General features: G+C 64.1%; 14 protein-coding genes. 7 read left to right on the top strand and 7 right to left on the bottom strand.

Going from position 1 to position 13,671, the window contains the following annotated elements; translation table 11 throughout:
• The 4 genes from KK488_RS12565 to KK488_RS12550 all read right to left on the bottom strand — a co-directional run.
• The coding region (locus tag KK488_RS12565) for an adenosylhomocysteinase (RefSeq protein ID WP_214624036.1) at positions 1–145 on the bottom strand (145 nt) is incomplete at its 3' end.
• Positions 146–277: 132 nt separating this feature from the next.
• A complete protein-coding gene (locus tag KK488_RS12560) occupies positions 278–787 on the bottom strand; it encodes a hypothetical protein (protein WP_214624015.1) in 510 nt (169 codons plus the stop codon).
• 147 nt (positions 788–934) lie between these two features.
• Positions 935–1,384 (bottom strand): hypothetical protein, encoded by a 450-nt coding sequence (locus tag KK488_RS12555; RefSeq protein WP_214624014.1) that lies wholly within the window; start codon positions 1,382–1,384, stop codon positions 935–937.
• A gap of 158 nt (positions 1,385–1,542) precedes the next feature.
• The gene (locus tag KK488_RS12550) at positions 1,543–2,112 is read right to left on the bottom strand and encodes a YqgE/AlgH family protein (protein WP_214624013.1); all 570 of its coding nucleotides are present in this window, start codon (positions 2,110–2,112) and stop codon (positions 1,543–1,545) included.
• 189 nt (positions 2,113–2,301) lie between these two features.
• On the opposite strand from KK488_RS12550, the gene KK488_RS12545 reads away from it, so the two are divergent.
• The 3 genes from KK488_RS12545 to KK488_RS12535 all read left to right on the top strand — a co-directional run bounded on the left by KK488_RS12545 (position 2,302) and on the right by KK488_RS12535 (position 5,908).
• The gene (locus KK488_RS12545; protein ID WP_214624012.1) at positions 2,302–2,784 is read left to right on the top strand and encodes a peroxiredoxin; all 483 of its coding nucleotides are present in this window, start codon (positions 2,302–2,304) and stop codon (positions 2,782–2,784) included.
• Positions 2,785–2,895: 111 nt separating this feature from the next.
• Positions 2,896–4,344 carry an AMP nucleosidase gene (locus KK488_RS12540; protein WP_214624011.1) on the top strand — a complete coding sequence of 483 codons (1,449 nt, stop codon included), beginning with the start codon at positions 2,896–2,898 and terminating at the stop codon, positions 4,342–4,344.
• A 130-nt stretch (positions 4,345–4,474) separates the two neighbouring features.
• Positions 4,475–5,908 (top strand): esterase-like activity of phytase family protein, encoded by a 1,434-nt coding sequence (locus tag KK488_RS12535; protein ID WP_214624010.1) that lies wholly within the window; start codon positions 4,475–4,477, stop codon positions 5,906–5,908.
• 66 nt (positions 5,909–5,974) lie between these two features.
• On the opposite strand, the gene KK488_RS12530 is transcribed toward KK488_RS12535, so the two are convergent.
• Positions 5,975–6,781, bottom strand: coding sequence for an SDR family NAD(P)-dependent oxidoreductase (locus KK488_RS12530; RefSeq protein WP_214624009.1), 807 nt, complete (start codon positions 6,779–6,781; stop codon positions 5,975–5,977).
• A 75-nt stretch (positions 6,782–6,856) separates the two neighbouring features.
• On the opposite strand from KK488_RS12530, the gene KK488_RS12525 reads away from it, so the two are divergent.
• A complete protein-coding gene (locus KK488_RS12525) occupies positions 6,857–7,300 on the top strand; it encodes a winged helix-turn-helix transcriptional regulator (protein ID WP_214624008.1) in 444 nt (147 codons plus the stop codon).
• Positions 7,301–7,426: 126 nt separating this feature from the next.
• Here the strand turns inward: KK488_RS12525 and KK488_RS12520 are convergent, their stop codons facing one another.
• Both KK488_RS12520 and KK488_RS12515 read right to left on the bottom strand, forming a co-directional pair.
• Positions 7,427–9,313, bottom strand: a complete 1,887-nt coding sequence (locus KK488_RS12520; protein ID WP_214624007.1) for a M2 family metallopeptidase — start codon at positions 9,311–9,313, stop codon at positions 7,427–7,429.
• Positions 9,314–9,371: 58 nt separating this feature from the next.
• Entirely contained in the window at positions 9,372–10,127 is a 756-nt protein-coding gene (locus KK488_RS12515; protein WP_214624006.1) for an alpha/beta fold hydrolase, read from the bottom strand.
• Positions 10,128–10,376: 249 nt separating this feature from the next.
• On the opposite strand from KK488_RS12515, the gene KK488_RS12510 reads away from it, so the two are divergent.
• Genes KK488_RS12510 through KK488_RS12500 form a run of 3 tightly spaced genes read left to right on the top strand, consistent with a single transcriptional unit; the run spans position 10,377 to position 13,479 of the window.
• Entirely contained in the window at positions 10,377–10,844 is a 468-nt protein-coding gene (locus KK488_RS12510; protein ID WP_214624005.1) for a MarR family winged helix-turn-helix transcriptional regulator, read from the top strand.
• Positions 10,837–11,934 carry an HlyD family secretion protein gene (locus tag KK488_RS12505; protein WP_214624004.1) on the top strand — a complete coding sequence of 366 codons (1,098 nt, stop codon included), beginning with the start codon at positions 10,837–10,839 and terminating at the stop codon, positions 11,932–11,934. Before KK488_RS12510 ends, KK488_RS12505 begins: the two co-directional genes overlap by 8 nt.
• Before the next feature lie 3 nt (positions 11,935–11,937).
• Entirely contained in the window at positions 11,938–13,479 is a 1,542-nt protein-coding gene (locus KK488_RS12500) for a DHA2 family efflux MFS transporter permease subunit (RefSeq protein ID WP_214624003.1), read from the top strand.
• Positions 13,480–13,671: the final 192 nt, after the last annotated feature.

The following is a 13,671-nucleotide window of genomic DNA, read 5'->3' as shown; positions in this document are numbered from 1 at the left end:
CACCCTTCAACGGCTTCGATGCCCCAAACTCAGCACGGAGCGCCATCAATCCAGGCATCTCCGTCTCCGCTATCTCAATCTCCTTGCGACCAAACGCCGCCAAAGAAATGTCCTGCACAATGTAGTCCTGGGCAAGGGTCGCCACGTCAAATCTCCTCATGTATCATCGGCAAGCCGACACCGGAGCGCCCTTAACAAGGGCAAGGCTCGACGGCAAATATAAAGCTATCTTTATGTCAGATGCGGCGCCGGCCAGCCCTCAGGGTCCGGCCCACGGTCAGTTCGTCGCGGCAGCGGTTTGCATCGGCGGCGCGCAGCGCGGCGCCGGAAGCACGGGATCGGCTCCGGCCCGCTGCGCAAGGGCAAGCAGGTCGGCGCGCGTCGACCTGGATGCCTGGGCTTCCGTCAGCATGATCTGGAAGTCGCTGCACTCCAGACCATCGATTCCCCGCCCATATTTGTTGGCCATCGTGACTGACATGCTGTCATAGGCCTTGAGCGCAGCCTTACCGCCGAGACTGGTGTTGAGCTCGCGGATCATCTCATCGCCGACGGCCTTTAATATCGGCTTATGGGTCAAGACGAAGCTATTGTAAGTGGACGAGAAATCGACACCCTTGGCCTGACAGCGCAAGGTCGCCACCATCAGCATGACATCATATTCCTTGACCTGCGCCGCCTCGACCAAAGTCTGGTTCCAACAGCGCTGTGCATGTGCGGGCGCCGCCGCCGTCATCGCGCAAAGCACGCCGACCCAGACGGCGCGCGCAATCTTCCCACGTCCCACGAGACTATCCCCCCAAACCCTATTCGAACGCCCCTAACGCTCGAATAGCGAAGCATAATCCGAGGCCCGATAGCGGGCAATAGGACAAGTCGCATTTCATCGCGAAAGCGTCCGGCTGCAGGACAGCCAGACGCCCATGCGACACCGTCAATTGGCCAGGGCAATCCTGGCGCCGGCGCAGCGATCAGACTGGCGAACCGGATCGGACCCGACTTCGAGCGCCAGCGCCAGTAAGGCTGAGCGGCTGGCCGGCGCCGCATTGGCGCCGTCCAGGATCGTCTTGAACTCCCCGCAACTCGGCGCCCCGATGCCTGAGCCGTAGCTGTTTGCGATCGACGTGACGAAACGGTCATAGGCATCGAGCGCAGCATTGCCCTTGAGGCCCTGCCCCACAAACTTGGCGCGCAGCTCGTCATTGACGCCGGTCAGCACAGCGCGTTTGCTGCGCACGAAGGCATTATAGTCACCCGACAGGTCGACACCCTTGATCTGGCAACGCAGGGTCGCGACCATCAGCATGGTCTCGAAACCGCGAACTTGCGCCGCTTCAACCGCGTTCTGCGCCCAGCAGGTCGCAGCGATCGCCTGAGAGCTCATGCCGGCAAGGGACATAGTGACAGCCGCAGCCGCCAGGACGCCTCGAATTTTCATATAGTCCTCCTCATACACCCAGCATCAGTCTCGCCGGAGGCGCTTGTGGCTGTGTTGAGAAAGCTGGTTAACGAAGGGCTATGGGAGAATTTGCGGCGAGCCGTTCAGGCATGCCCGCTGCTGCTGGCCAGCATGGCGGGATCGATCCCTTCCATCTCGAACGCCGTCGCCCAGCGCTCGTTTGGCTCCACATCGAACAATTGCCGCGGATCGGCCTGACTCACATACCAGCCAGGCGCGGCAAGCTCCCGCTCGAGCTGGCCCGATCCCCAACCGGCATATCCCAACGCCACAAGATAGTTCCGCGGCCCCTCGCCTTTCGCGATCGCGTTGAGAATTTCGAGCGAGCCCGTCAGCGCGATGTCCTTCGCCACGATATGGCTGTCTTTCGCGCTCCAGTCGCGGCTGTGGAGGACGAAGCCCCGCCGCGGCTCCATCGGGCCGCCGGCCAGTACCGTCGTGTCGCCGATCTCGCCCGCCTCGATATCGAACGAATCGAGCAAGGTGTGCAGGCCGATGCCCGCCATTGGCTCGTCGAGCGCGATGCCCAGCGCGCCGCCCTCGTCATGCACGCACAGCAGGATGACTGACCGCTCGAAGCGCGGATCGGGCATGTCCGGCATCGCCAGCAGCATCTGCCCGGCCAGCGACGGATGAAAAATGCTTGTCGTCATCATCGCGTCCTTGAGTCGGGCCAAGATGCGCTCCGCCCGGCCAGCCGTCCAGCATCAATGCCACAACCCGTTCGCGACACTTGACAGGACGGCACCGAGCCCCGACTTCCCCCACGGAGCTGGCTCCGGCTGTGCCGGATGGTCCAACGAGAATGCCAGCCTGACCCTTTTCTGACCCAGGAGACTGCCATGACTATCAGCGTCGGCGACAAGCTGCCCGAAACGACCTTCGCCATCATGACCGAGAACGGCCCCGAGCAGGTCTCCAGCACGGACTATTTCGCGGGCAAGAAGATCGCGCTCTTCTCCGTCCCCGGCGCCTTTACGCCGACCTGCTCGGCCAAGCACCTGCCGGGCTATATCGAGAAGGAAGCGGATCTCAAGGCCAAGGGCATCGACGAGGTTGTCTGCACCGCGGTCAACGATCCTTTCGTCATGGGCGCCTGGGGCAAGTCCGCCGGCGCGGATGGCAAGGTGACGATGCTCGCCGACGGCAACGGCGCCTTCGCGCAGGCGATCGGCCTCACCATGGACGGCAGCAAGTTCGGCCTCGGCACCCGCGGCCAGCGCTTCTCGATGGTCGTCAACGACGGCACCGTCGAGCAGCTCAATGTCGAGGCGCCCGGCGAATTCCGCGTGTCGGCCGCCGAATATATGGTCGACCAGATCTGAGACAGATGGCTCCCTCTCCTCTCTAGGGGAGTGAATGCTCACAAGAAAGAGGGGCGCGAATCCATTTCGCGCCCCTCTTTATAACGCAACATGTCGGGGCTAAGTAAGCTCATGACACAAGCAAACAGCGCAACCATCGTAAAGCAACTGATCGCGGAATATAACGCGGCAACCGGCAATCTGCGCGAGGCGCTGATGGCCTATTCGCAAAATGGGACCATCCCCTCGGCTCAGGCCACGGCCGACCGGGCCTTCTGCTATCCTTCTCTCACCCTCGACTATCGCCGCGCCGTGGAAGACGCCCCCACCCGTCGCTCCTTCGCGCGGCTCTCCAAGCCGGGCCGCTACCAGACCACGATCACACGCCCCGAGATGTTCGCCGGCTATCTTACCGAGCAGCTCGACCTCCTGATCAACGATTATGATATCGAGGTCATCGTTGGCCGCAGCGACCAGGCCATCCCCTTCCCCTACGTGCTCGAAACGCTCCCGCCCGGAACGCTCGCAACGGTGCCGCCGAGCGAGCTGGCGCGGCACTTCCCGACGACGGAACTGGCCGAGATCGGCGACGAGATTGCCGACGGCCTGTTTCTGCCCGGCCCGACTGGCGAGCGACCCCTGGCCCTGTTCGATGGCCTGCGCACCGATTTCTCGCTGGCCCGCCTCAAACATTATACCGGCACGCCACCCGAAGACGTGCAACGCTATGTGCTGTTCACCAACTATCACCGCTATGTCGACGAGTTTGTCCGGTGGGGCTGCGAGGAACTGACGCGGCCCGGCACGCGCTTCACCGCACTATCAGGCGCGGGCGGCGTGCATATCACGCCAGACACCGCCAATCCGGCCAGCGCCATTGCCGACAGCGCCTGGCGCCGGCACCAGATGCCCGCCTATCACATGATCGCGCCGGACCGCAGCGGCATCACGCTCGTCAATATCGGCGTCGGCCCGTCCAACGCCAAGACGATCTGCGACCATCTCGCCGTCGTGCGGCCCGAGGCCTGGCTGATGATCGGCCATTGCGGCGGCCTGCGCCCCAGCCAGCGCATCGGCGACTATGTGCTCGCCCATGCCTATCTGCGCGACGATCATGTGCTTGACGAGATGTTACCGCCGGAAATCCCGGTGCCTGCCATCGCTGAGGTGCAGGTCGCCATGGCTGAGGCGTGCGAGCATATATTGGGCGGCAGCGGCGACATGAAGCGGCGACTGCGCACCGGCACGATCGTCACCACCGACGATCGCAACTGGGAACTGCGCTACTCGCACTCGGCGCTGCGCTTCTCCCTCTCGCGCGCCGTCGGCGTGGACATGGAAAGCGCGACCATCGCCGCGCAGGGATATCGTTTCCGTGTGCCTTACGGGACTTTGCTCTGCGTCTCGGACAAGCCGATCCATGGCGAGCTCAAGCTGCCGGGTCAGGCCAATCGCTTCTATGAAGAGGCGATCGCGGGCCACCTCGCCATCGGCATCGAAACCTGCGAGCGGCTGCGTGTCCAGGGAGACCGGCTCCATAGCCGCAAGCTGCGCGCCTTCAACGAGCCGCCGTTTCGCTGAGGCGGCGCCACGGAAAACGCTTCGACGCCACAAAAGGTTAACAAAACGGAAACTCTACGGTCATCATGGTTAACTACGCCCCCTGCGCCGGGCTTGCGCCCGGCCGCTCAAATAGTGGGGGATGATCCATATGAACATGTTCAGCAAAATCGCGCTTTGCGTCGCGATCGCCACGCCAATGCCTGCGTCATCCGCAGCCATGCTCCTTGCCACTGGCACGCTCTCGGGCGCGACCGACGCGTCGGGTCTCAACTACACGCTGGAAAACGGCCTTGCGGCGAATTTTCTTGGCGGCGTCGGCTCGGGCTTCGCCTATGCGGGCGGCAACACCTTCCTGTCCGTGCCCGACCGCGGCCCGAACGCGACGCCCTATAACAGCCTCGTCGACGACACGGTGTCGTACATTGCCCGTTTCCACACCATGACCATGGCACTCACGCCATCGGCGCCCGGCTCCACCCTGCCCTATCAACTGACTCCCACCCTGAACAGCACCACGCTGCTGTGGAGCGATCAGCCCCTCACCTATGGCGATGGCACCGCGTATGGCCTGCCTGCGGGCGATTGGGTCAACACGCCCGGCAAATATTACTTCACCGGGCGCTCGGACAATTTTGGCTCGGGCTTGTCGACCAACCCAGCCTTTGCGCGCTTCGACCCGGAGTCCATCCGCGTCTCCGCCGACGGCAAGACCGTATTCGTCTCCGATGAATATGGTCCCTTCGTCCGCCAGTTTGATCGCGAGACCGGCAAGCTCGTCAAGACGTTCGCACTTCCGGACAATCTCGCCATCGCCAATCTCGCGCCCAAGGTCGATGATGAAATCGGCGGCAACACCAGCGGCCGCACGACCAACAAGGGCATGGAAGGCCTGGCCATCACGCCCAATGGCAAGACCCTCGTCGGCATCATGCAGGCCGCAACGCTCCAGGACGCCGCCAATCCGGCCACCAACAAGATGGTGCGGATCGTGACCATCGACATCGCCTCGGGTGAGACGAAGGAATATGCCTATATGCTGACCAACGGCTCGGGCGTCAGCGACATCGTGGCCATCAACGACCACGAGTTCCTGGTCGATGAGCGCGACGGCAAGGGCCTCGGCGATGGTTCGAACGCCAAATGGAAGCAGGTCTTCAAGATTGACCTCGCCGGCGCCACGCCCCTGACCAACGAGACCGGAGCCGCCGCCGCCGCGCTGGCAGTCGCCAAGGACGCGTCTCCGTTCATCAATCTGGTCGACGCGCTGGTCGCCTATGGCATTCCCAAGAGCCAGATCCCATCCAAGATCGAGGGCCTTTCCTTCGGCCAGGACGTCGAGGTGAACGGCGTGATGATGCACACGCTGTACATTACAGACGATAATGACTTCCTGCCCGCCACCTCCGGCCCGAACCACTTCTACGTGTTCGGCTTCACCGACAACGATCTGCCGCGCTATGTCCCGCAGACCCTGCCGGGCGTTCCCGAACCGGCGAGCTGGGCGATGATGATCGGCGGCCTGGCATTTGTGGGCGCTGCCCTGCGCGGACGCAAGGGCGGCATCGCCGTTCGGTTCGTCTGAGCATAAGCATTACGAAACAGGAGGACCGCCGGGCGTCGAGCGCCCGGCGGTCTTCTGCTGTCCGCATCAGGCTGCTTCGGTCACGCGATAGCGCGGCGCGACCTCCCGGCGGGATAGGTTCGGCACCATCGCGGCGCGGGCCTTGTCATAGTCCAGCCACAGCTGCTCGTCGGCAAGCGGTGGAATGGTCACTTCCTCGCCGCGATCCAGCCCGACCAGCGCCGCATCGACCAGATCGCTGACGTCCATAACCCAGTCTGCCGGCAGGTCGTCGACATTCTTGCCAGACCGCTCCCATATCTCGGTGCGCGTCGCACCGGGCAGCACGGCCTGGACCTGGACGCCCCGCTCCCGTGCCGGCCCGGCGAGTGAGCGGCTCAGATTGATGACGAAGCCTTTCGAGCCGCTATAGACGCCTTCGGATATTTCATAGGCGATGCCCAGGATCGAGGCGATGTTGACGATCTTGCCGGCGCCTCGCGCGGTGAAGGCCTTGCCCGCCGCGATCGCGAGCCGGGCCACCGCCGTGATGTTGAGCGCGACAATCGTCTCAATCTCCGCCGAGCTGTTCTCCAGCGTGCCGCCGGGGAGCGACATGCCGGCATTGTTGATCAGTAGCGTGATGCTCGCATCGTCGGCGAGGCGCTGCTCGACGCGCGCAACATCCTCGCTCTTGGTCAGGTCGGCAACCACCACGTCGACCGTGCGGCCGGTCTCGGCGCGCAGACGCTGAGCCAGCGCGTCGAGCCGCTCACCATTGCGGGCGACGAGGATGAGGTCATAGCCGCGATGGGCCAGGCGATCGGCATAGACCGCGCCGATCCCGGTCGATGCGCCGGTGACGAGGGCGGTACCGAGAGAAGATGTCGTCATGAGGGGAACTCCTTGCCGAGACTCCGGCGTTCGGAGTCACTTGCATTTTGATAGTTAATATCCTATCTCCGTGCAATGGACACGACACAAGAAAAACTTTGCGCCACCCCCTGCCCGATTGCGCGCGGGCTGGAGCGGATCGGCGACCGCTGGAGCATGCTCGTGCTGCGCGACATCGAGCGTGGCCTGACGCGCTACGACCTGATCCGCACGAGCCTCGGCATCGCGCCCAATATCCTCGCGCGCCGGCTCTCCGCACTGACCGAGGCGGGCCTGCTCGAGAAGCGCCGCTACAGCCAGCGCCCGCCGCGCGACGACTATCTGCTGACCGATGCCGGGCGCGACTTCATCCCCGTGCTTGCGGCCATCGCCGCCTGGGGGGCGAGGCATAATGGTGAAGGCGCTCTCTCCCGCCTGATCGACGAGCAGGACGGCCATGTCGTCGAGCCGATCGTCATCGACAAAGTAAACGGCGCGCCCATCGGGACGCGCCGTCTGAGGATCGAGCTGCCGGAATAACTGTCATCCGAACCCGACGTCATCCCAGCGAAAGCTGGGATCTCGTCCGGATGCGGGATGCCCCTACCGCCAGAGACCCCCAGCTTTCGCTGGGGTGACGGCGTTAGTTTAGGCGATGTCGCTACATCACCAGCCGCAACTCTTGCCCTTGTTCTGCTGGTCGAGCCATTTCTTGAGCGGCGCGAAATAGGTCAGCATCGCCTTGCCGCTGATCTCACGGCTGCCGGTATAAACCTGCAGCGCATCGGGCCACGGCTTCGAGGCACCCATCGCCAGCATCGCGTTCAGCTTCTCGCCGACCGCCTTGTTGCCATAATAAGAGCAGCGGTGCAGCGGTCCCTTCCAGCCGGCGATCTTGCAGGCTGCCTCATAGAACTGGAACTGCAGGATGCGCGCGAGGAAATAACGCGTGTAGGGCGTGTTGCCCGGAATGTGGAACTTGGCGCCAGGATCGAAGGCATCGTCCGGCCGTGCGACCGGCGGCACGATGCCCTGATATTTGAGGCGCATGTCGGTCCAGGCCTTGTTGTAATCGGCAGGCTTGATCGAACCGTCGAACACGCCCCAGCGCCAGCGATCGATCAGCAGGCCGAAGGGCAGGAAGGCGACCTTGTCCATCGCCTGGCGCAGCAGCAGGCCGATATCCTTGTCCGCGCTCGGCACCTTGGCCGGGTCGAGCAGCTTGATGTCGACCAGATATTGCGGCGTGATCGAGAGCGCGATGCTGTCGCCGATCGCCTCGTGGAAGCCGTCGTTCGCGCCGTTGAGATAGAGCGGCGAGAGCTTGTTGTAGGCGCGCTGGTAATAGTTATGACCGAGCTCGTGGTGGATGGTGGTGAAGTCGTCGCTGTTCACCTTGGTGCACATCTTGATGCGCAGATCATCCTTCTGGTCGACGTCCCAAGCCGAGGCGTGACAGATCACCTCGCGATCGCGCGGTGCGATGAACTGGGTACGCGTCCAGAAGGTGTCGGGCAACGGCGCGAAGCCGATCGACGAGAAGAAGCCCTCGCCATATTTGAACATCTTCTTTTCCCAGAAGCCGCGCTTGGCCGGGTCCATCTCGCTCGGGCTGGTCGAGACAAAGCCCTGGGCCTTCAGCAGGTCGCCGACGTCATAGCCCAGGTCGCCGGCGCCTTTGGGCGCCACGAGGGGATAGATATTGCCCCATTCCTGCGCCCACATATTGCCGAGCAGATCGGCGCGGATCGGGCCGGTCTTGGCCTGGACGGCATCACCATATTTCTCGTTGAGCTTACCGCGCACATAGCAATGCAGGCTGTCGTAGAGCGGCTTCACCTGCTGCCAGAGCGTCTCGGTGAGCTTGGCGAAGTCGTCCGGCGCCATGTCATAGCCCGATCGCCACATCGCGCCCGTGTCGGCAAAGCCCAGCTCCCGCGCGCCGGCATTGGCGATCTCGGCGAGGCGCACATAATCGGCCTTCATCGGCTTGCCGACATTGTCGTGCCAGCTGGTCCACATCTCCTGATATTCCGCCGGCGTGTGGGTCAGCTCGCCCATCTCCGCCTCGATGTCGCTGCCGTTCAGCACCTTGCCGTCGAGCGTGCCCTTGCCCTTGCCATAGCTGGACTGAAGCCGCGTCGCGATCTCGTTGAGCTCGGTCGCCGCACCCGGCTTCGTGGGCGCGGGCAGGACGATGCCATTGCGCAGCATGTCGAGCTTGCGCTTGGTGTCGAAGGACAGGCCCGGTACGTCCTTGTACTTCGCCGCCTCAAGCGCAAACCGCACCGCCATCTCGGTCCCCTTTGCGCCGCTTTGGGCAGCCAGCGCGTCGGTGTCCTCGGTGATGAAGGTATTGTTCACCCACTGGATGCGGCTGGCCTCGGTCACATAATCATAGCTTTCCTTTTCGGCTGCGGCGATGAAGGCATCGGCCTGCGCGGCGGTCGGCGCGGCTGCGGGTGCGGGCGCCGCTTCGGCGAGCGCCGGAGATGCGGAAATGCAGAGGCTCAGCGCCGCCGCGACGGCGAGGCGCGAAACAAGAATTTTCATGATGTGTCGTCCCTGAATTTATCGATTGCCGCCACGCTGCCCCGCGTGGCCGCGCGCGTCAAGCGAGGAGATAATCCACGATCGCGGCGCCGAAGCTCGGCATGGTCACCGCGCTCATATGATTGCCGGGGATGGTGCCGCGCCGTGCGTTAGGTAGCGCCTGGACCAGCGCATCGGCCGAGCCATTGTCGCTGTCGTCCGCCCCGCACAGCACCAGCGTGGGCATGGTGATCCGATCAAGCACCTCGGGCGCGATGTCGGTCATCGAGAGCAGCAGGCGGCTCAGCGCCACCGGATCAACCTTGCGGCTGCGCATGAAGCTGATCGAGACGAAATCCGCGTCGCCCGCCTTGGCTGTGTCGAAGCGGTCGAGCAGGGCGAGGAAATGGTCGCGCCGCGCCTTCCAGTTGGTCAGCCCTTCCAGCCCCATGCCGCCGAGGATCAGCTTCTCCGGCGCGAGACCGCGCCCGATCAGCTTGACCGCCAGCCGCGATCCCATCGAATAGCCGACCAGATCGAAGGCGCCCAGGCCGAGCGCCGGGATCACGATCTCCATGTCGAGTGCCATGACATCGGGCGGATAGGCGTCCGCCGCCTGTGGCACCTCGCTCAGGCCATGGACGCGCTGGTCGATCATGATCGCCTCGAAGCCGGCATCGGCAACCGCCTGCGCGGTGCCATAGGGTATCCAGTTCACCTGCGCACTGGAGCTGAGGCCATGCAGCATCACCACCGGCCGCCCCGCCCCGAGGCGGTGCACCGCGATGCGGACGCCATCATGGCCGGGAATATAATCGACGGTGACTGTGCTCATGGCGCGTGTGTTGGCGGGATTTTCGGCTGGAGGCAAGGGTGCGTAACCTTCGCCCCTCCCTTTCAAGGGAGGGGACGGGGGTGGGTGTCGCGAAGCGATCATGCCCGTCGCCACGTTTCGCCGAACGCGCTAGCGCGCGTCACCCACCCCTTGCCCCTCCCTTGAAGGGAGGGGTTAAAGCATGGCTCGATCTCCTTCCCTCGACACTTTAACCTTGCTTTTAATAAGCACCCTTATTATTTCCAGATCATGGACAACAATCACATTGCCTTCGTCATCAGCGATGTCGCGCGCCTCTATCGTCGCCGGTTCGACGAGCGCACCCGCAGCTTCGGCATCACCGGCCCGCAGATGCGCGCGCTCGTCGCGATCATGCGCTTTCCCGGCATCAATCAGGGCGCCCTCGCCGATCGACTCGATGTCGAGCCGATTACCACCTGCCGCATGGTCGACCGCCTCGAGCAGGCCAGTCTCGTCGAGCGCCGCCGCGATCCGCAGGACCGCCGTGCCTGGCAGCTCTTCCTGACCGAGACGGCTGAGCCGATCGCGCAGGAGCTGCAGGCCATCGGCCAGAGTGTGCTCAACGAATCCCTGCAGGGTGTCGATGCGGATGCACGCAACGCCGCGATGGCGCTCCTCGGGCAGATACGCGACAACCTCCACAACGTTACGCCCCATGACGATCGCCAGACTCAAGGAGCCGTGCGCCATGGCTGAAGCCGATCCTGCTCTCAAGCCGCCCGCTACTGCGCCTGCGGCTTCGATCGCTGCCGAGCAGCCCGCCGACGAAAAGCCCCCGCGCAACGTCAGACGCATCCTCCTCATGATCTCGCTGCCGCTGCTGATCGTGGCGGTCGCCGCTTATTTCTGGGCCACCGGCGGCCGGTCCGTCTCCACGGACAATGCCTATGTGAAGCAGGATATCGTCTCGGTGAGCAGCGATGTCGGCGGCCGCATCGTCGAGGTGAAGGTGCGCGAGAACCAGATGGTGAAAGCCGGCGACATTCTCTTCGTCGTGGACAGGGCGCCCTATGAGGTCGCACTGGAACAGGCCAACGCCGCGATCGCCAATGCCCAGGTCGAGGTCGGCAAGCTGCGCACAGATGTGACGGCGAGCTCCGTCGATATCCAGGGCGCGCGCGAGAATCTCTATTATGCGCAGGAGGACCTCAAGCGTCAGCAGGCGCTGATGAAGGATGGCTTCACCACGCGCGAACGCCTCCAGCAGAGCCAGCAGGCCGTCGACAATGCCCGCACCAAGATCAACACGGCCGAAGCCGACGCCGCCAAGGCGCGCGCCGCCGCCGCGACCGGACAGCAAGTGCCCGGCGTCAATCCGCAAGTCGCCGCCGCCTTCGCCCAGCGCGATCAGGCCGCCCTGAACCTCAGGCGCACGACCGTCCGCGCGCCCGTCTCGGGTCGCATCAGCCAGGCCGATCGGCTCCAGATCGGCCAGATGGCGATCGAGGGGCTGCCGATGGTCAGCATCGTCGCCAGCGATCGCACCTGGATCACCGCCAATTTCAAGGAAACCGATCTCGATCGCATGCGCCCCGGACAGGTGGCGACGATCAAGCTCGACGCCTATCCGGGCGATCCGATCAAGGGGCATGTCGAAGGCATCGGCGCCGGCACCGGCTCGGAATTCTCGGTCCTTCCCGCACAGAACGCCAACGGCAACTGGGTCAAGGTGACGCAGCGCGTGCCGGTGCGCATCGCCATCGACGGGAAGCCGGATCGCGCCATGATCGCTGGCCTCAGCGCGCATGTCGTGGTCGACATTCAGGATCATGGCCAGGGCCGCTAAGCCATGGCAGCATCCATGGATCAAGCGCATCTGAAGGTCAGCCACAAGGGGCTGGCGACGACGGCGATCATGGCCGCGATGGTGATGCAGGTGCTGGACACCACCATCACCAACGTCGCCCTGCCCCACATGTCGGCCTCGCTCGGCGCCTCGCCCGAAACGATCAGCTGGGTGCTGACCAGCTATATCCTCGCCTCCGCCGTCTCGATCCCGCTGACCGGCTGGCTCGCCGACCGGGTCGGCGCCAAGAAGCTGTTCATCTTCTCGGTCGCCACCTTCACCATCGCCTCGATCATGTGTGCGCTTGCCCAGAACATCACCCAGATGGTGCTGTTCCGTACGCTGCAGGGCATCGGCGGCGCATTCCTCGGCCCGCTGGCCCAGACCCTGATGCTCGACATCAACAAGCCGTCCGAGCAGGGCAAGGCCATGTCCGTCTATGGCATGGGCGTCATGATCGGGCCGATCATGGGGCCGATCGTCGGCGGCTATCTTACCGAATGGTTCGACTGGCGCTGGTGTTTCCTCATCAACGTACCGGTCGGCATCGTCTGCCTCGCCGGCCTGATCACGCTGCTGCCCGAGAAGGAGATCAAGCGCCGGAGCATGGACCTGTTCGGCTTCGCGATGCTGGCATTGGGCCTGTGCGGGCTGCAATTGATGCTCGACCGCGGTCAGAATGCCGACTGGTTCTCGTCGAAGGAAATCCTGGTCGAGGCGGCGCTCGGCGTGACCGGCCTGTGGATCTTCGCGGTCCACACTGCGACCGCGAAAAAGCCGCTCTTCTCGCCCGAGCTGTTCGCCGACCGCAACTTCATCAGCGCCTCGGTCTTCATGTTCGTCATCGGCATGGTCATGTTCGCGGCAATGGCGCTGCTGCCCTCCTTGCTGGAGGGGCTGTTCGGCTATCCGGTGGTGGACACGGGCGAGATTCTCGCCTCGCGCGGCGTCGGCGTGCTGATCACCATGTTCGTCTCGGGCAAGCTGGTGGGCAAGGTCGATCCGCGTCTCATGGTGGCGAGCGGCTTCGCTTTGTCCTCCTGGTCGCTCTGGATGATGATGGGCTGGACGCTGGAGCAGAGCTGGCAACCCTTCGTCCTTTCAGGGTTGATCCAGGGCCTCGGCATCGGCTTGGTCTTCGTGCCGTTGCAGGTCCTCGCCTTCGGCACGCTCCCGCCGACCTCGCGCACCGAGGGCGCGGCGGTGCTCAACCTCACGCGCAATATCGGCTCGTCGATCGGCATCGCCATCGTCGTGGCGCTGCTCGCCCGCAACACGCAGGTGAGCCATGCCGATCTCGCCGCGCATATCTCGCCGAACAACCTGCCGTTGGATCCCGGCCTGCTCGCGCGCTTCGGCCAATATGGCAGCGCGGCGATGCAGATCGCCGACGGCATGGTCAACCAGCAGGCGGCGATGATCGCCTATCTTGACGACTTCTATATCATGACCATCGCCTGCGCGCTCGGCATCCCGGCAGCCTTCCTGTTGCGCAAGCCAAAAGCGCGCGCCGGAGGCGGCCCGGCGCCGGTGATGGCGGAGTAAGTGCCGGTGCAAGCTTTTTGCACCGCAGTTCCGCCTTGTGCATCGCGGATGGACCGACCGCCGCCCGAAGCCATATCGCACCGTCCGCTTGAGGGTCTCCACGCGCTCATCGTCGGTTGCATCCCGCCGACGCTCGGCCGCCCTCACAGCGGGGGGGGGCACGGTGGTCGCCTGGCATCGGCCGAACGCTAT

It is taken from the genome of Sphingobium nicotianae, from assembly GCF_018603885.1.
Classification (GTDB): Bacteria; Pseudomonadota; Alphaproteobacteria; order Sphingomonadales; family Sphingomonadaceae; genus Sphingobium; species Sphingobium nicotianae.
The sequence above is the reverse complement of the archived record's forward strand: the minus strand, read 5'-3'. Positions and strand labels throughout refer to the sequence as shown.